The sequence below is a fragment of the Streptomyces sp. NPDC087844 genome (genome assembly GCF_044742785.1).
Taxonomy (GTDB): Bacteria; Actinomycetota; Actinomycetes; order Streptomycetales; family Streptomycetaceae; genus Streptomyces.
Genome location: NZ_JBIUVD010000009.1, coordinates 35,846 through 49,594, shown reverse-complemented (window position 1 = coordinate 49,594; position 13,749 = coordinate 35,846). Strand labels below are relative to the sequence as shown.

The 13,749-nt window shown below is 70.4% G+C and carries 9 protein-coding genes; 8 read left to right on the top strand and 1 reads right to left on the bottom strand.

Annotated features, from left to right (window positions below; genetic code table 11):
- The first annotated feature begins 196 nt into the window (after nt 1-196).
- From ACIOKD_RS19215 to ACIOKD_RS19180, 8 genes are all read left to right on the top strand, one after another.
- Nucleotides 197-2,143 (top strand): acyl-CoA dehydrogenase family protein, encoded by a 1,947-nt coding sequence (locus ACIOKD_RS19215; RefSeq protein ID WP_402085148.1) that lies wholly within the window; start codon nt 197-199, stop codon nt 2,141-2,143.
- Between the two features lie 272 nt (nt 2,144-2,415).
- Nucleotides 2,416-5,163: a preprotein translocase subunit SecA gene (secA, locus tag ACIOKD_RS19210; RefSeq protein WP_402085696.1), complete on the top strand. Its 2,748-nt coding sequence runs from the start codon at nt 2,416-2,418 to the stop codon at nt 5,161-5,163.
- A gap of 116 nt (nt 5,164-5,279) precedes the next feature.
- Nucleotides 5,280-6,557: a 1-deoxy-D-xylulose-5-phosphate reductoisomerase gene (dxr, locus tag ACIOKD_RS19205; protein ID WP_402085145.1), complete on the top strand. Its 1,278-nt coding sequence runs from the start codon at nt 5,280-5,282 to the stop codon at nt 6,555-6,557.
- A complete protein-coding gene (locus ACIOKD_RS19200; RefSeq protein ID WP_402085142.1) occupies nt 6,554-7,858 on the top strand; it encodes a M50 family metallopeptidase in 1,305 nt (434 codons plus the stop codon). The genes dxr and ACIOKD_RS19200 overlap by 4 nt, the downstream gene beginning before the upstream one ends.
- 167 nt (nt 7,859-8,025) lie before the next feature.
- A complete protein-coding gene (gene ispG / locus ACIOKD_RS19195) occupies nt 8,026-9,183 on the top strand; it encodes a flavodoxin-dependent (E)-4-hydroxy-3-methylbut-2-enyl-diphosphate synthase (protein WP_402085140.1) in 1,158 nt (385 codons plus the stop codon).
- 287 nt (nt 9,184-9,470) lie between these two features.
- Nucleotides 9,471-10,319, top strand: coding sequence for a GNAT family N-acetyltransferase (locus tag ACIOKD_RS19190; RefSeq protein WP_402085137.1), 849 nt, complete (start codon nt 9,471-9,473; stop codon nt 10,317-10,319).
- A 78-nt stretch (nt 10,320-10,397) separates the two neighbouring features.
- A complete protein-coding gene (locus ACIOKD_RS19185) occupies nt 10,398-10,976 on the top strand; it encodes a GNAT family N-acetyltransferase (protein ID WP_402085135.1) in 579 nt (192 codons plus the stop codon).
- Nucleotides 10,977-11,091: 115 nt separating this feature from the next.
- Nucleotides 11,092-12,789 carry a proline--tRNA ligase gene (locus ACIOKD_RS19180; RefSeq protein WP_402085132.1) on the top strand — a complete coding sequence of 566 codons (1,698 nt, stop codon included), beginning with the start codon at nt 11,092-11,094 and terminating at the stop codon, nt 12,787-12,789.
- Between the two features lie 43 nt (nt 12,790-12,832).
- Here the strand turns inward: ACIOKD_RS19180 and ACIOKD_RS19175 are convergent, their stop codons facing one another.
- Nucleotides 12,833-13,726 (bottom strand): aminoglycoside phosphotransferase family protein, encoded by an 894-nt coding sequence (locus ACIOKD_RS19175; protein WP_402085130.1) that lies wholly within the window; start codon nt 13,724-13,726, stop codon nt 12,833-12,835.
- Nucleotides 13,727-13,749: the final 23 nt, after the last annotated feature.

The following is a 13,749-nucleotide window of genomic DNA, read 5'->3' as shown; positions in this document are numbered from 1 at the left end:
ACCGGGTTGGCGGACGGGGACGTGTCGGCGGGTGCCGGCCGGTGGGGGCCGGGCGCGCAGTTCCCCGCACCCCCGGAGGGCGGCCCTTTGCGCCCAATGGTGCGCGAGGACTGGTGGGTGGGGTTGTTATCAGGTACATACGATCGAGTAGCACCGATGAGTAACGTACCGGACCAAGATCCCTATTCGCGGCGAGGTGAGCCTCTTGTCCGCAACACCCCACCAGCCCGCTGTCTCCGAACGCGAGGCCCGTCAGGTCGCCGAGGCCGCGCGGGAGCAGGACTGGCGCAAACCCAGCTTCGCCAAGGAGCTGTTCCTCGGCCGCTTCCGGCTCGACCTGATCCATCCCCACCCGATGCCTCCGGACGAGGACGCCCAGCGCGGTGAGCAGTTCCTCGCCAAGCTGCGCGACTTCTGCGAGACCAGGGTCGACTCCGCGCTCATCGAGCGGGAGGCACGCATCCCCGACGAGGTGATCAACGGGCTCAAGCAGCTCGGCGCCCTCGGCATGAAGATCGACACGAAGTACGGCGGCCTCGGCCTGACGCAGGTCTACTACAACAAGGCGCTCGCCCTGGTCGGCTCGGCGAACCCGGCACTCGGCGCGCTGCTCTCCGCGCATCAGTCGATCGGCGTACCGCAGCCGCTGAAGATCTTCGGCACCCAGGAGCAGAAGGACGCCTTCCTGCCCAGGCTGGCCCGTACCGACATCTCCGCCTTCCTGCTCACCGAGCCGGACGTGGGCTCCGACCCGGCGCGGCTGGCCACCAGCGCCGTACCGGACGGCGAGGACTACGTCCTGGACGGGGTGAAGCTCTGGACGACCAACGGCGTGGTCGCGGACCTGCTGGTCGTGATGGCGCGGGTGCCGAAGTCAGAGGGTCACAAGGGCGGCATCACCGCCTTCGTCGTGGAGGCCGCCTCCGAGGGTGTCACCGTCGAGAACCGCAACGCGTTCATGGGGCTGCGCGGCCTGGAGAACGGCGTCACGCGCTTCCACCAGGTCCGGGTGCCCGCCGCGAACCGCATCGGCGCGGAGGGGGCCGGGCTCAAGATCGCCCTGACCACCCTCAACACCGGACGGCTCTCGCTGCCCGCGATGTGCGTCGGCGCCGGCAAGTGGTGTCTGAAGATCGCCCGCGAGTGGTCGTCCGTGCGGGAGCAGTGGGGCAAGCCGGTGGCCCACCACGAGGCCGTGGGCGCGAAGATCTCCTTCATCGCGGCGACCACGTTCGCCCTTGAGGCCGTCCTGGACCTGTCGTCCCAGATGGCCGACGAGGACCGCAACGACATCCGGATCGAGGCCGCCCTGGCCAAGCTGTTCGGCTCCGAGATGGCCTGGCTGATGGCCGACGAGCTGGTCCAGATCCGCGGCGGCCGCGGCTTCGAGACCGCCGACTCGCTCGCCGCCCGCGGCGAACGGGCCGTCCCCGCCGAGCAGGTGCTGCGCGATCTGCGCATCAACCGCATCTTCGAGGGCTCGACGGAGATCATGCACCTGCTGATCGCGCGGGAGGCGGTCGACGCCCACCTCTCCGTCGCCGGTGACCTCATCGACCCCGACAAGTCCCTGGCGGACAAGGCGAAGGCGGGCGCGAACGCCGGGGTCTTCTACGCCAAGTGGTTCCCCAAACTGGTGACGGGGCCCGGACAACTCCCGCGCTCGTACGGGGACTTCCACCCGGCCGGACACGTCGACCTCTCCGGCCACCTGCGGTACGTGGAGCGCTCGGCCCGCAAGCTCGCCCGCTCCACCTTCTACGCCATGTCCCGCTGGCAGGGCCGGATGGAGACCAAGCAGGGCTTCCTCGCCCGGATCGTCGACATCGGCGCCGAACTGTTCGCGATGAGCGCCGTCTGCGTCCGCGCCGAACTCCTGCGCACCACCGAGGCCCACGGCCGCGAGGCGTACCAGCTCGCGGACGCCTTCTGCGGCCAGTCCCGTATCCGGGTGGAGGAACTCTTCGGCCGGCTGTGGTCCAACACCGACGACGTCGACGGCAAGGTCGTCAAGGGCGTCCTCGGCGGCGCCTACACCTGGCTGGAGGACGGGATCGTCGACCCGTCCGGTGACGGCCCCTGGATCGCCGACGCGACCCCCGGAGCGTCCGGTAAGGAGAACGTCCACCGCCCCATCCGCTGACCTTTTCCCCAGGAACGCACCGCTGTCCCCGCCGCCGTCCTGCTGCTTGCCGCACGGAAGTCGTGCGTCGACAATGAGTGGGATGGCGAAGGGGGCAGGACATGCGCCGCCCCTCAGGGGCGCGGGGTGTGACATGCGCGGCTCCGCCGCGTGGGCGCGATCAGCCCCCACCGGCCGGCACCCGGGGAGCCGGCAGATCCGGATCAGTGATTCCGTATCAGGGAGTGATCCCAGTGCCGGTACGAGGTCTCGACAACATCACCGGCAGGATAATGCGCGCCGGCGAAGGCAGGATCCTCCGCAGACTCCAGCGCGTCGCAGAACAAGTGGGCTCCCTGGAGCAGGACTTCGAGCAGCTCACCGACGAGGAGCTGCAAGCCCTCACCCCCGAGTTCAGAGAACGCCACGAGGCAGGCGAGAGCCTCGACGACCTCCTCCCGGAGGCGTTCGCCACCATGCGCGAGGCCGCCCGCCGCACACTCGGCATGCGCCACTTCGACGTACAACTCATGGGCGGCGCGGCCCTCCACCTCGGCAACATCGCCGAGATGCAGACCGGCGAGGGCAAGACCCTGGCCGCCACCCTGCCCGTCTATCTGAACGCCCTGACCGGCAAGGGCGTCCACCTCGTCACCGTCAACGACTACCTCGCCCAGCGCGACGCCGACTGGATGGGCCGCGCCTACCGCTTCCTCGGGCTGACCGTCGGTGTCATCAGGACCCGGTCGACCCCGGCCGAGCGGCGCGCGCAGTACGCCTGCGACATCACCTACGGCACCAACACCGAGTTCGGCTTCGACTACCTGCGCGACAACATGGCCTGGTCGAGGGACGAACTCGTGCAGCGCGGCCACCACTTCGCCATCGTCGACGAGGCCGACTCGATCCTCATCGACGAGGCCAGGACCCCACTGATCATCTCCGGCCCGGCCGACCGGCCCACGCACTGGTACGAGGCGTTCGCCAAGATGGTCACCCGGATGCGCGGAGTCGCCGTCCAGGACGAGAACTTCACCACGCCGGCCGACAAGGACCGCCTCGCCGGGCTGCGCGCCACCCACGACTACGAGTACGACCCGAAGAAACGCACCGTGGCGATCCTCGACCGCGGAGTGGACTTCCTCCAGGACCAGCTCGGCATCGAGAGCCTCTACGAGTCCGACCACACGTCCCTCATCGGCCATCTGAACAACGCCCTCAAGGCGAAGGAACACTTCAAGCGCGACAAGGACTACGTCGTCGTGGACGGCGAGGTCCTCATCGTCGACGAGCACACCGGCCGCATCCTCGCCGGCCGCCGCTACAACGAGGGCCTGCACCAGGCCATCGAGGCCAAGGAGGGGGTGACGGTCAAGGACGAGAACCAGACCCTCGCCACGATCACCCTGCAGAACTTCTTCCGGCTGTACGACAAGCTCGGCGGAATGACCGGCACCGCGATGACCGAGGCCGCCGAGTTCCACCAGATCTACAAGCTCCACGTGGTGCCGATCCCCACCAACCGGCCGACGGCCCGCGCCGACGACGCCGACCAGATCTACCGGACCGTCGACGCCAAGTACACGGCGATCCTCGACGACATCGCCGACAAGCACGACAAGGGCCAGCCGGTCCTCGTCGGCACCACCTCCGTCGAGAAGTCCGAGATCCTCGCCGCCCGGCTCAGGAGGCGCGGCATACGGCACGAGGTGCTCAACGCGAAGAACCACCTCCGCGAGGCACAGATCGTGGCCCAGGCCGGCCGCAGGGGCGCGGTCACCGTGGCCACCAACATGGCCGGCCGCGGCACCGACATCATGCTCGGCGGCAACCCGGAGGCCATGGCACTCGCGGAACTGGACCGGCGCGGCCTCAGCCCCGAGGAGAGCCCCGACGAGTACCGGGACGAACACCGCAGGACCCTGGAGCGGATCAGGGAGTCGGTCGCCGCCGAGCACGACGAGGTGAAGGACCTCGGCGGGCTGTACGTGCTGGGCACCGAGCGCCACGAGTCGCGCCGCATCGACAACCAGCTGCGCGGACGCTCCGGCCGCCAGGGCGACCCCGGCGCCTCCCGCTTCTACCTCTCCCTGGAGGACGACCTGATGCGGCTGTTCCGGGCCCAGGTCGTCGAGCGCGTGATGTCCATGGCGAACGTCCCCGACGACGTCCCCATCGAGAACAAGATGGTCACGCGCGCCATCGCCTCCGCCCAGTCCCAGCTGGAGCAGCAGCACTTCGAGTCCCGCAAGGACGTGCTCAAGTTCGACGAGGTCCTCAACCGCCAGCGGACCCTCATCTACGCGGAACGCCGCCGGGTGCTGGCCGGTGAGGACCTGCGGGAACAGATCCTCCACTTCATGGACGACACCATCCGCGCGTACGTCGCCGTCGAGACCGCCGACGGCTTCCCCGAGGAGTGGGACCTGGACCGGCTCTGGGTCGCCTTCGAACAGCTGTACCCGGTCGGGGTCACCGTCGACGGCCTGGAGGAGGCCGCGGGCGACCGCTCCGACCTCACCGCGGACTCGATCGCCGACGCCGTCATCGAGGACATCCACGCCCGCTACGAGGAGCGCGAGGCCGAACTGGGCGCGGACGCCCTGCGCGACCTGGAACGCCTCGTGGTGCTGTCGGTCCTGGACCGGAAATGGCGCGAGCACCTGTACGAGATGGACTACCTGCGGGACGGGATAGGACTGCGCTGGACCCTCGGCCGGGAGCCGATCATCGAGTACGAGCGCGAGGGCTACGACATGTTCGTCGCGATGAACGACGCCATCAAGGAGGAGTCCGTCGGGTACGTCTTCAATCTGGACGCGTCCGGCAGGTCCGCGGGCCAGGAGGCACTGGATGCCGGGCGGCGTACTGACGGGCTGCACTTCAGCGCGCCCACGCTGGATACGGCGGAGGGGGTTGTCGAAGGGGACTTCGTCCCCGTTGACGCAGTGCCGGTCCCTCCGGCGGGGGGCGTGGCCGACGCGAAGCCGCGTGCCCAGCGGGCTGCGAAGTCGCGTCCGCGGCGGAAGCGCAAGAGGTAGGGGATCTGCGGGATCGTCGGCGGGTGCGGCCCGGTGGTGGCTTGTCGCGCGGTTCCGCGCGCCCCTATCGGGGCTCCGCTGTCCCCGCCCCCCGGCGTTGCGGCAACAATGGAGGGATGAGCGACAGTCCAGCCCCCCTCGCCGACCCGCATGTCGTCTTCGATCCCGTGGACGGGAGCCGCGACGTCGTCATCCTCGGCTCCACCGGATCGATCGGCACCCAGGCCATCGACCTGGTGCTGCGCAACCCCGACCGGTTCCGGGTGACCGGGCTCTCCGCGGCGGGCGGGAGGGTGGAGCTGCTGGCGGAGCAGGCGCACCGGCTCCGCGTCAAGGCCGTCGCCGTGGCCCGCGAGGACGCCGTACCGGCCCTGCGTGAGGCCCTTTCCGCACGGTACGGGCCCGGGGAGCCCCTTCCCGAACTGCTCGCCGGAGCGGACGCCGCCACCCACCTCGCCGCCTCCGCGGGCCACACCGTCCTGAACGGCATCACCGGCTCGATCGGCCTCGCCCCCACCCTCGCCGCCCTGGAGGCGGGTCGCACCCTCGCGCTCGCCAACAAGGAGTCGCTCATCGTCGGCGGCCCCCTGGTGAAGGCGCTGGCCGCGCCGGGCCAGATCATCCCCGTCGACTCCGAGCACGCCGCCCTGTTCCAGGCGCTCGCCTCAGGAACCAGGGCCGACGTACGCAAGCTCGTCGTCACCGCCTCGGGCGGCCCCTTCAGAGGACGTACGAAGGCCGAGCTGGCCGACGTGGGGCCCGAGGACGCCCTCGCGCACCCCACCTGGGCCATGGGCCCGGTCATCACCGTCAACTCCGCGACCCTCGTCAACAAGGGCCTCGAAGTCATCGAGGCGCACCTCCTCTACGACATTCCCTTCGACCGCATTGAGGTCGTCGTGCACCCGCAGTCGTATGTCCACTCGATGGTGGAGTTCACGGACGGTTCGACGATGGCGCAGGCGACGCCCCCCGACATGCGCGGGCCGATCGCCATCGGTCTGGGCTGGCCGCAGCGCGTCCCCGACGCCGCGCCCGCCTTCGACTGGTCGAAGGCGTCGAGCTGGGAGTTCTTCCCGCTCGACAACGACGCGTTTCCGTCGGTGGGGCTCGCCCGGCACGTCGGGGAGCTCGCGGGCACGGCCCCCGCGGTGTTCAATGCGGCCAACGAAGAATGCGTGGACGCGTTCCTGAACGGCACACTGCCGTTCAACGGCATCATGGAGACCGTCACGGAGGTCGTCGCCGAGCACGGCACCCCCCGTACGGGAACCTCGCTCACCGTCGCGGACGTCCTCGAAGCGGAGACCTGGGCCCGCGCCCGGGCCCGCGAACTGACAGCAAAGACAGCAGCTCGGACGACAGCCAAGACAACGGCGGAGGCTCGTGCATGACGACCCTGATGATGATCCTCGGCATAGTCGTCTTCGCGGTCGGCCTGCTCTTCTCGATCGCCTGGCACGAGCTGGGGCATCTCTCCACGGCCAAGCTGTTCGGCATCCGCGTGCCGCAGTACATGGTCGGCTTCGGCCCGACGATCTTCTCGCGCAAGAAGGGCGACACGGAGTACGGGATCAAGGCGATCCCGCTCGGCGGCTACATCCGCATGATCGGGATGTTCCCGCCCGGCCCCGACGGCCGTATCGAGGCCCGCTCGACCTCCCCGTGGCGCGGCATGATCGAGGACGCCAGGGCGCAGTCCTTCGAGGAACTCCAGCCGGGCGACGAGAACCGCCTCTTCTACACGCGCAAGCCGTGGAAGCGCGTGATCGTGATGTTCGCCGGCCCCTTCATGAACCTGATCCTGGCCGTCGCGATCTTCCTCGGCGTGATGATGACCTTCGGCATCCAGACCCAGACCACCACGGTCGGCAAGGTCTCCGACTGCGTCATCGAGCAGAGCGAGTCCCGCTCCGAGTGCCAGAAGAGCGACACGGCCGCGCCCGCCAGGGCCGCCGGGCTCAAGGGCGGTGACAAGATCCTCGCGTTCGACGGCGAGAAGATCACCGACTGGTCCGCCCTTGAGTCCAACATCCGCGCCAACCCCGGCAAGGACGTCACCCTGACCGTCGAGCGGGACGGCAAGCAGCTCGACCTCTCCGCCCACCTCATCCGCAACCAGGTCAGCAAGAGCGACGGCCAGGGCGGCTACGTCGAGGGCAAGTACGTGTACGCAGGCTTCCTCGGTTTCACGCCCGCCTCCGGCATCGTCCAGCAGTCCTTCGGACAGTCCGTGCACCGCATGGGCGACATGATGCAGAACGGCGTCGAGTCGCTGATCAACCTGCCGTCCAAGGTGCCCGCCCTGTGGGACGCGGCCTTCGGCGACGGCCCGCGCGAGGCGGACTCACCGATGGGCGTGATCGGCGCGGCCCGCGTCGGCGGCGAGGTCTTCACGCTGGACATCCCGGCGGAGAACCAGATCGCGATGATGCTGTTCCTCGTCGCGGGCTTCAACCTCTCCCTGTTCCTCTTCAACATGCTCCCGCTGCTGCCGCTCGACGGCGGGCACATCGCGGGCGCCCTGTGGGAGTCGCTGCGGCGCAACGCGGCGAAGGTGCTGCGCCGCCCGGACCCCGGCCCCTTCGACGTGGCGAAGCTGATGCCCGTCGCGTACGTGGTGGCCGGCATCTTCATCTGCTTCACGCTCCTGGTACTGATCGCGGACGTGGTCAACCCGGTCAGAATCTCCTAGCCACCCGGAGTTCGCGGCGGCCGGACACGCTGTGTGTCCGGCCGCCCTCCATCGGGTGGTCCCGCTCAGGGAATGTGCTTCCGCCTTCGGGGGTGCCGTAATCTCGATGACTGGAGCCCGTCAGCTTTCGGGACCGACCGAATCCTTACCTTGGGGTTGCACAGCAGATGACCGCGATTTCACTCGGCATGCCGGACGTTCCGACCAGGCTCGCCGAGCGCCGCAAGAGCCGGAAGATCCAGGTCGGAACCGTGGCGGTGGGTGGAGACGCACCCGTCTCGGTCCAGTCGATGACGACCACGCGCACGTCGGACATCGGCGCCACGCTTCAGCAGATCGCCGAACTGACCGCGTCCGGCTGCCAGATCGTGCGGGTGGCGTGCCCCACCCAGGACGACGCCGACGCGCTCGCCACCATCGCGAGCAAGTCGCAGATCCCGGTCATCGCCGACATCCACTTCCAGCCGAAGTACGTCTTCGCGGCGATCGACGCCGGCTGCGCGGCGGTGCGGGTGAACCCCGGGAACATCAAGCAGTTCGACGACCAGGTCAAGGAGATCGCGCGGGCCGCGAAGGACCGCGGCACCCCGATCCGCATCGGCGTCAACGCCGGCTCCCTCGACAGCCGCCTGCTCAAGAAGTACGGCAAGGCGACGCCCGAGGCGCTGGTCGAGTCCGCGCTCTGGGAGGCGTCGCTCTTCGAGGAGCACGACTTCCGGGACATCAAGATCTCGGTCAAGCACAACGACCCGGTGGTCATGGTCAACGCCTACCGCCAGCTCGCCGCCGCCTGCGACTACCCGCTGCACCTCGGTGTGACCGAGGCGGGCCCCGCCTTCCAGGGCACGATCAAGTCGGCGGTCGCCTTCGGGGCGCTGCTCAGCGAGGGCATCGGTGACACCATCCGGGTCTCCCTCTCGGCCCCGCCGGTCGAGGAGATCAAGGTCGGGATGCAGATCCTGGAGTCGCTGAACCTCAAGCAGCGCCGCCTGGAGATCGTCTCCTGCCCGTCCTGCGGGCGCGCGCAGGTCGACGTCTACAAGCTGGCGGAGGAGGTCACGGCGGGCCTTGAGGGCATGGAGGTCCCGCTCCGTGTCGCCGTCATGGGCTGCGTCGTGAACGGCCCCGGCGAGGCCCGCGAAGCGGACCTCGGCGTCGCCTCCGGCAACGGCAAGGGGCAGATCTTCGTCAAGGGCGAGGTCATCAAGACGGTCCCGGAGTCGAAGATCGTGGAGACGCTCATCGAAGAGGCGATGAAGATCGCCGAGCAGATGGAGGCCGACGGGATCCCCTCCGGGGAGCCGTCGGTGTCGGTGGCGGGCTGACGTCGTCCTGTCCCGTCCCTGAGGGCTCCGCCCCCGGACCCCCGTTGCGCAGTTCCCCGCGCCCCTGCAAGGGGCGCGGGGAACTGCGCAGTCTTTTCAGCCCGTCCGGCGTCTGAGGACGAGCGCGGAGCGCGATCGCGGGGGGTCCGGGGGCGGAGCCCTCAGGGACGGGGAGGGTAAGGGCGGCGGGGGCGAAGAGAACCCCACCCACCCCCACCGGGCGGCACGCCACATATTCGCCAGGTACAGTGCGGAGACCAGCAGACCTGATGGTGAAGGCCCCGCACGTGTTGACGCAGACGACCACCAGGGTCCTCGAACCGAGTGACCTGGACGCCGCGCTCGCCGTCCTCGACCGCGAGCCGGTGGCGAACGCCTTCGTGACCTCCCGCGTACAGGTCGCCGGCCTCGACCCCTGGCGCCTGGGCGGCGAGATGTGGGGCTGGTACGAGGACGGCATGCTCACGTCCCTCTGCTACGCGGGCGCCAACCTCGTCCCGATCTGCGCCACCCCCCGCGCCGTACGCGCCTTCGCGGACCGCGCCCGCAGAGCGGGCCGCCGTTGCTCCTCCATCGTCGGCCCCTCCGAGGCCACGGGCCAGCTCTGGCGCCTCCTCGAACCGAACTGGGGTCCCGCCCGCGAGGTCAGGCCGCACCAGCCCCTGATGGTCGCCGACCGGCTCCCCGCCGACATCCCCCCGGACCCGTACGTCCGTCGCATCCGCAAGGACGAGATGGAGACGATCATGCCGGCGTGCGTGGCGATGTTCACGGAGGAGGTCGGCGTCTCCCCGCTCGCGGGCGACGGAGGCCTGCTCTACCAGGCGCGGGTCGCCGAACTCGTCGGCTCCGGGCGCTCGTTCGCCCGCGTCGACCGCGACGGCCGGGTCGTCTTCAAGGCGGAGATCGGCGCGGCGACCACCCGGGCCTGCCAGATCCAGGGTGTCTGGGTCGCCCCCGAGTACCGCGGCCAGGGCTACGCGGCCCCCGGCATGGCGGCGGTTCTGCGCTACGCCCTCGCGGACGTGGCCCCCCTGGTCAGCCTCTACGTCAACGACTACAACACAGCGGCCCGAGCCACCTACCGCAGAACCGGTTTCCAGGAGATAGGCGCGTTCATGAGCGTCCTGTTCTGAGACGGCCGTCCGGCCGCCACCCGACAGGCAGCCCCCGCCCGGCCCACGCGGTGGAGACGCCCCAGGTAGTCTCCGCACATGCTGCGCTTCCCCGGTCAGCCCGGTCAGGGCCCCCTCACACCCGACGACATCGTCATCGGCCCCCTGGACCTGGCAACCCGCATCGACGAGGCGCTGAACGTCCAGGCCGTGGCCTTCGGGCTCGGCGCGGACGAGATCGCCGTACGACGCCAGATCGTGCTCCGGCACCTCACCTTCCCCGGCGCCCGCGCACTCGGCGCGACCACCGCCGACGGACGGCTCGCCGGCTTCGTCTACGGCATGCCCAACGACCGCGCGCACTGGTGGTCCACCGTCGTCGAGCCCTATCTGCGCGGGCGGGGACACGACGGCTGGCTGGACGACTCCTTCGTGATCACCGAACTGCACGTCCACCCGGACTTCCAGAACCGCGGGGTCGGCCGCGCCCTGATCACCACGATCACGGACAGCGCCGCCGAACCGCGCTCGATCCTCTCCGCCATCGACACGGAGAGCCCGGCCCGCGGGCTGTACCGCTCGCTCGGCTACGAGGACCTGGTCGTACGGGTCCTGTTCCCCAGCGCGCCCAAGCCGTACGTGGTGATGGGCGCCCCGCTGCCCCTCAGACGCCGCTGACGGACCCCGCGCCCGTCGCGTCCCCGCCCCCGCTGCAGCCGAAACGGATTTCCGGCGACGGCGGGCACCCGGCTAACCTCCAAGCACCACCCTTACGCAGCAGGAGTCGAGAACCATGGCCCAGGTCCAGCGCATGTCCCGTTTGATGGTCAAGACACTGCGTGACGACCCGGCGGACGCCGAGGTGCTCAGCCACAAGCTCCTGGTGCGCGCCGGCTACGTACGCCGGACCGCCGCCGGCCTGTGGTCCTGGCTGCCGCTGGGCAAGAAGGTGCTGGCCAACGTGGAGCGGGTCGTCCGCGAGGAGATGGACGCCATCGGCGCCCAGGAGGTCACCCTGCCCGCCCTGCTGCCGAAGGAGCCCTACGAGGCGACCGGCCGCTGGGAGGAGTACGGCCCCGAGCTGTTCCGCCTGAAGGACCGCAGGGGCGGCGAATACCTCCTCGGCCCGACCCACGAGGAGATCTTCACCCTCCTGGTCAAGGACCAGTGCTCGTCCTACAAGGACCTGCCCGTGATCCTCTACCAGATCCAGAACAAGTACCGCGACGAGGCCCGCCCCCGCGCCGGCATCCTGCGCGGCCGCGAGTTCCTGATGAAGGACTCGTACTCCTTCGACACGGAGGACGAGGGCCTCGCCGAGTCGTACGCCCTGCACCGCGCGGCGTACCAGAAGATCTTCGCGCGCCTCGGTCTGGACTACCGCATCTGCGCGGCCACCGCGGGCGCCATGGGCGGTTCCAAGTCCGAGGAGTTCCTCGCCCCGGCCGCGGCCGGCGAGGACACCTTCGCCGACTGCCCGAACTGCGACTACGCCGCCAACACCGAGGCGGTCACCTACGCGCTGCGGCCCGTCGACGCCGCCGGGGTCCCCGCCCTGGAGGAGATCCCCACCCCCGACACCCCGACCATCGAGACGCTCGCCGCGTACCTGGAGGTCCCCGCCTCCGCCACGCTGAAGAACCTGCTGGTCAAGGTGGCCGGCGAGATCGTGGCCTTCGGCGTGCCCGGCGACCGCGAGGTCGACCTGGACAAGGTGGAGGCGCACTTCGCCCCCGCCCCCGTCGAACTGGTCACGGCCGAGGACTTCACGGGCCGCGACGACCTCGTACGCGGGTACGTCGGCCCGCAGGGCCTGGAGAAGGTCCGCTACCTCGCCGACCCGCGCGTCGCCCCCGGCACCGCCTGGATCACCGGCGCCAACCAGGACGGCGTGCACGCGAAGAACGTCGTCGCGGGCCGTGACTTCGAGGTCGACGAGTACGTGGACGTGGTGGTCGTGCGCGAGGGCGACCCCTGCCCCGCCTGCGGCACCGGCCTCACGCTGGACCGCGCCATCGAGATCGGCCACATCTTCCAGCTCGGCCGCAAGTACGCCGACGCCCTCCAGCTCGACGTGCTCGGCAAGCAGGGCAAGCCGGTCCGCGTGACCATGGGCTCGTACGGCATCGGTGTCTCGCGCGCCGTCGCGGCACTTGCCGAGCAGCACGCCGACGAGCAGGGCCTGGTCTGGCCCGCCGAGATCGCCCCGGCCGACGTCCATGTCGTCGCGGCGGGCAAGGCCCTCCAGACCGAGCTGGCGCTCGACGTCTCCGAGAAGCTGGGCGCGGCGGGCGTACGGGTGCTCGTGGACGACCGCGCGGGCGTGTCGCCCGGTGTGAAGTTCACGGACGCCGAACTCATCGGCGTACCGAAGATCCTGGTGGCCGGCCGGCGTTCGGCCGAGGGCGTCCTGGAGCTGAAGGACCGCCGCACCGGCGAGCGCGAGGAGCTGACCGTGGACGAGGCGATCGCCCGCCTCACGGCGAAGTAGTCCGCACGGCGGGGCCGTCCCCGAACGGGCGGCCCCCCTGGGCCTACAACCAGGCCGCGAACTCCAGCAGCAGCTCGGCGTCCCGCGGCCGGCCCACCCGCCGGGCCCGTACGCCCGACTCCACGGCGCGGAACAGGGTCCAGCCGCGCAGCCGTTCCTGGTCCACGTCCAGGGACTCCGCGAGCCGCTTGATCCGCCGACGGGTGGTGGAGCCGCCGGACGGCGAGGCGATCAGGTCCTCGACCCGGTCACGGACCAGCCGGGCCAGGTCGAAGGCGCACTCGCCGACCACGGGATCGGGGCCGACGGCCAGCCAGGGACTGCGTTCGCCGGCCAGGACCTTGCTCTGGCGGAAGGTGCCGTGCAGCAGGTGCGCCCGCGGCGGCGACGCCAGCAGTTCCTCACGGGCCGCGAGGGCCGCGTCGACCAGCTCCGCCGCCTCCGGGCCGGCGCCCGCCCGCATCGCCACGGCCTGCCGTCCCGTCCGCTCGGCCACCGTCTCGAAGACATGGTCCGAGGGCGGCTCGACCCACAGCCGGCGCAGCGTCCCGGCCGCCTCCAGCATCGACCTGGCCTCCGGCAGCGACCGCACCGACACATCGGGATGCAGCCGTTCGAGGAGCAGTACGCCCTCGGTGCCGGCCGGCTCCAGGAGGCGTACCGCGCCCAGGCCGTCCCAGTGCGCCAGCGCGGCCCGCTCGCTCTCCGGGCGGGCCCGGTCCGGCGCCAGTTTGAGGACAGCGGGGGTGCCGTCCTCAAGCCGCACCAGGATCACCAGACTGCCGCGCCCGCCGGGAACCTGTACACGCTCCACGGTCGCCCCGCGTAGCGCGACCGCCCGCTCGGCCGCCTCGGGCAGCTTCGCCAGCCAGCCGTCACCACCCGGTGCCGCCTCGCCGAGCGCCTTGACCAGACGCCCCGGCGGTTCGAAAGCCATGCGCGAGTAGTTCCCTTCCCGGT

Excerpts from the sequence above, each read along its gene's own strand:
- secA (WP_402085696.1), top strand. The coding sequence starts at position 2,416 with ATGCGCGCCGGCGAAGGCAGGATCCTCCGCAGACTCCAGCGCGTCGCA.
- dxr (WP_402085145.1), top strand. The coding sequence starts at position 5,280 with ATGAGCGACAGTCCAGCCCCCCTCGCCGACCCGCATGTCGTCTTCGAT.
- ACIOKD_RS19200 (WP_402085142.1), top strand. The coding sequence starts at position 6,554 with ATGACGACCCTGATGATGATCCTCGGCATAGTCGTCTTCGCGGTCGGC.
- ispG (WP_402085140.1), top strand. The coding sequence starts at position 8,026 with ATGACCGCGATTTCACTCGGCATGCCGGACGTTCCGACCAGGCTCGCC.
- ACIOKD_RS19185 (WP_402085135.1), top strand. The coding sequence starts at position 10,398 with ATGCTGCGCTTCCCCGGTCAGCCCGGTCAGGGCCCCCTCACACCCGAC.
- ACIOKD_RS19180 (WP_402085132.1), top strand. The coding sequence starts at position 11,092 with ATGGCCCAGGTCCAGCGCATGTCCCGTTTGATGGTCAAGACACTGCGT.
- ACIOKD_RS19175 (WP_402085130.1), bottom strand. The coding sequence starts at position 13,726 with ATGGCTTTCGAACCGCCGGGGCGTCTGGTCAAGGCGCTCGGCGAGGCG.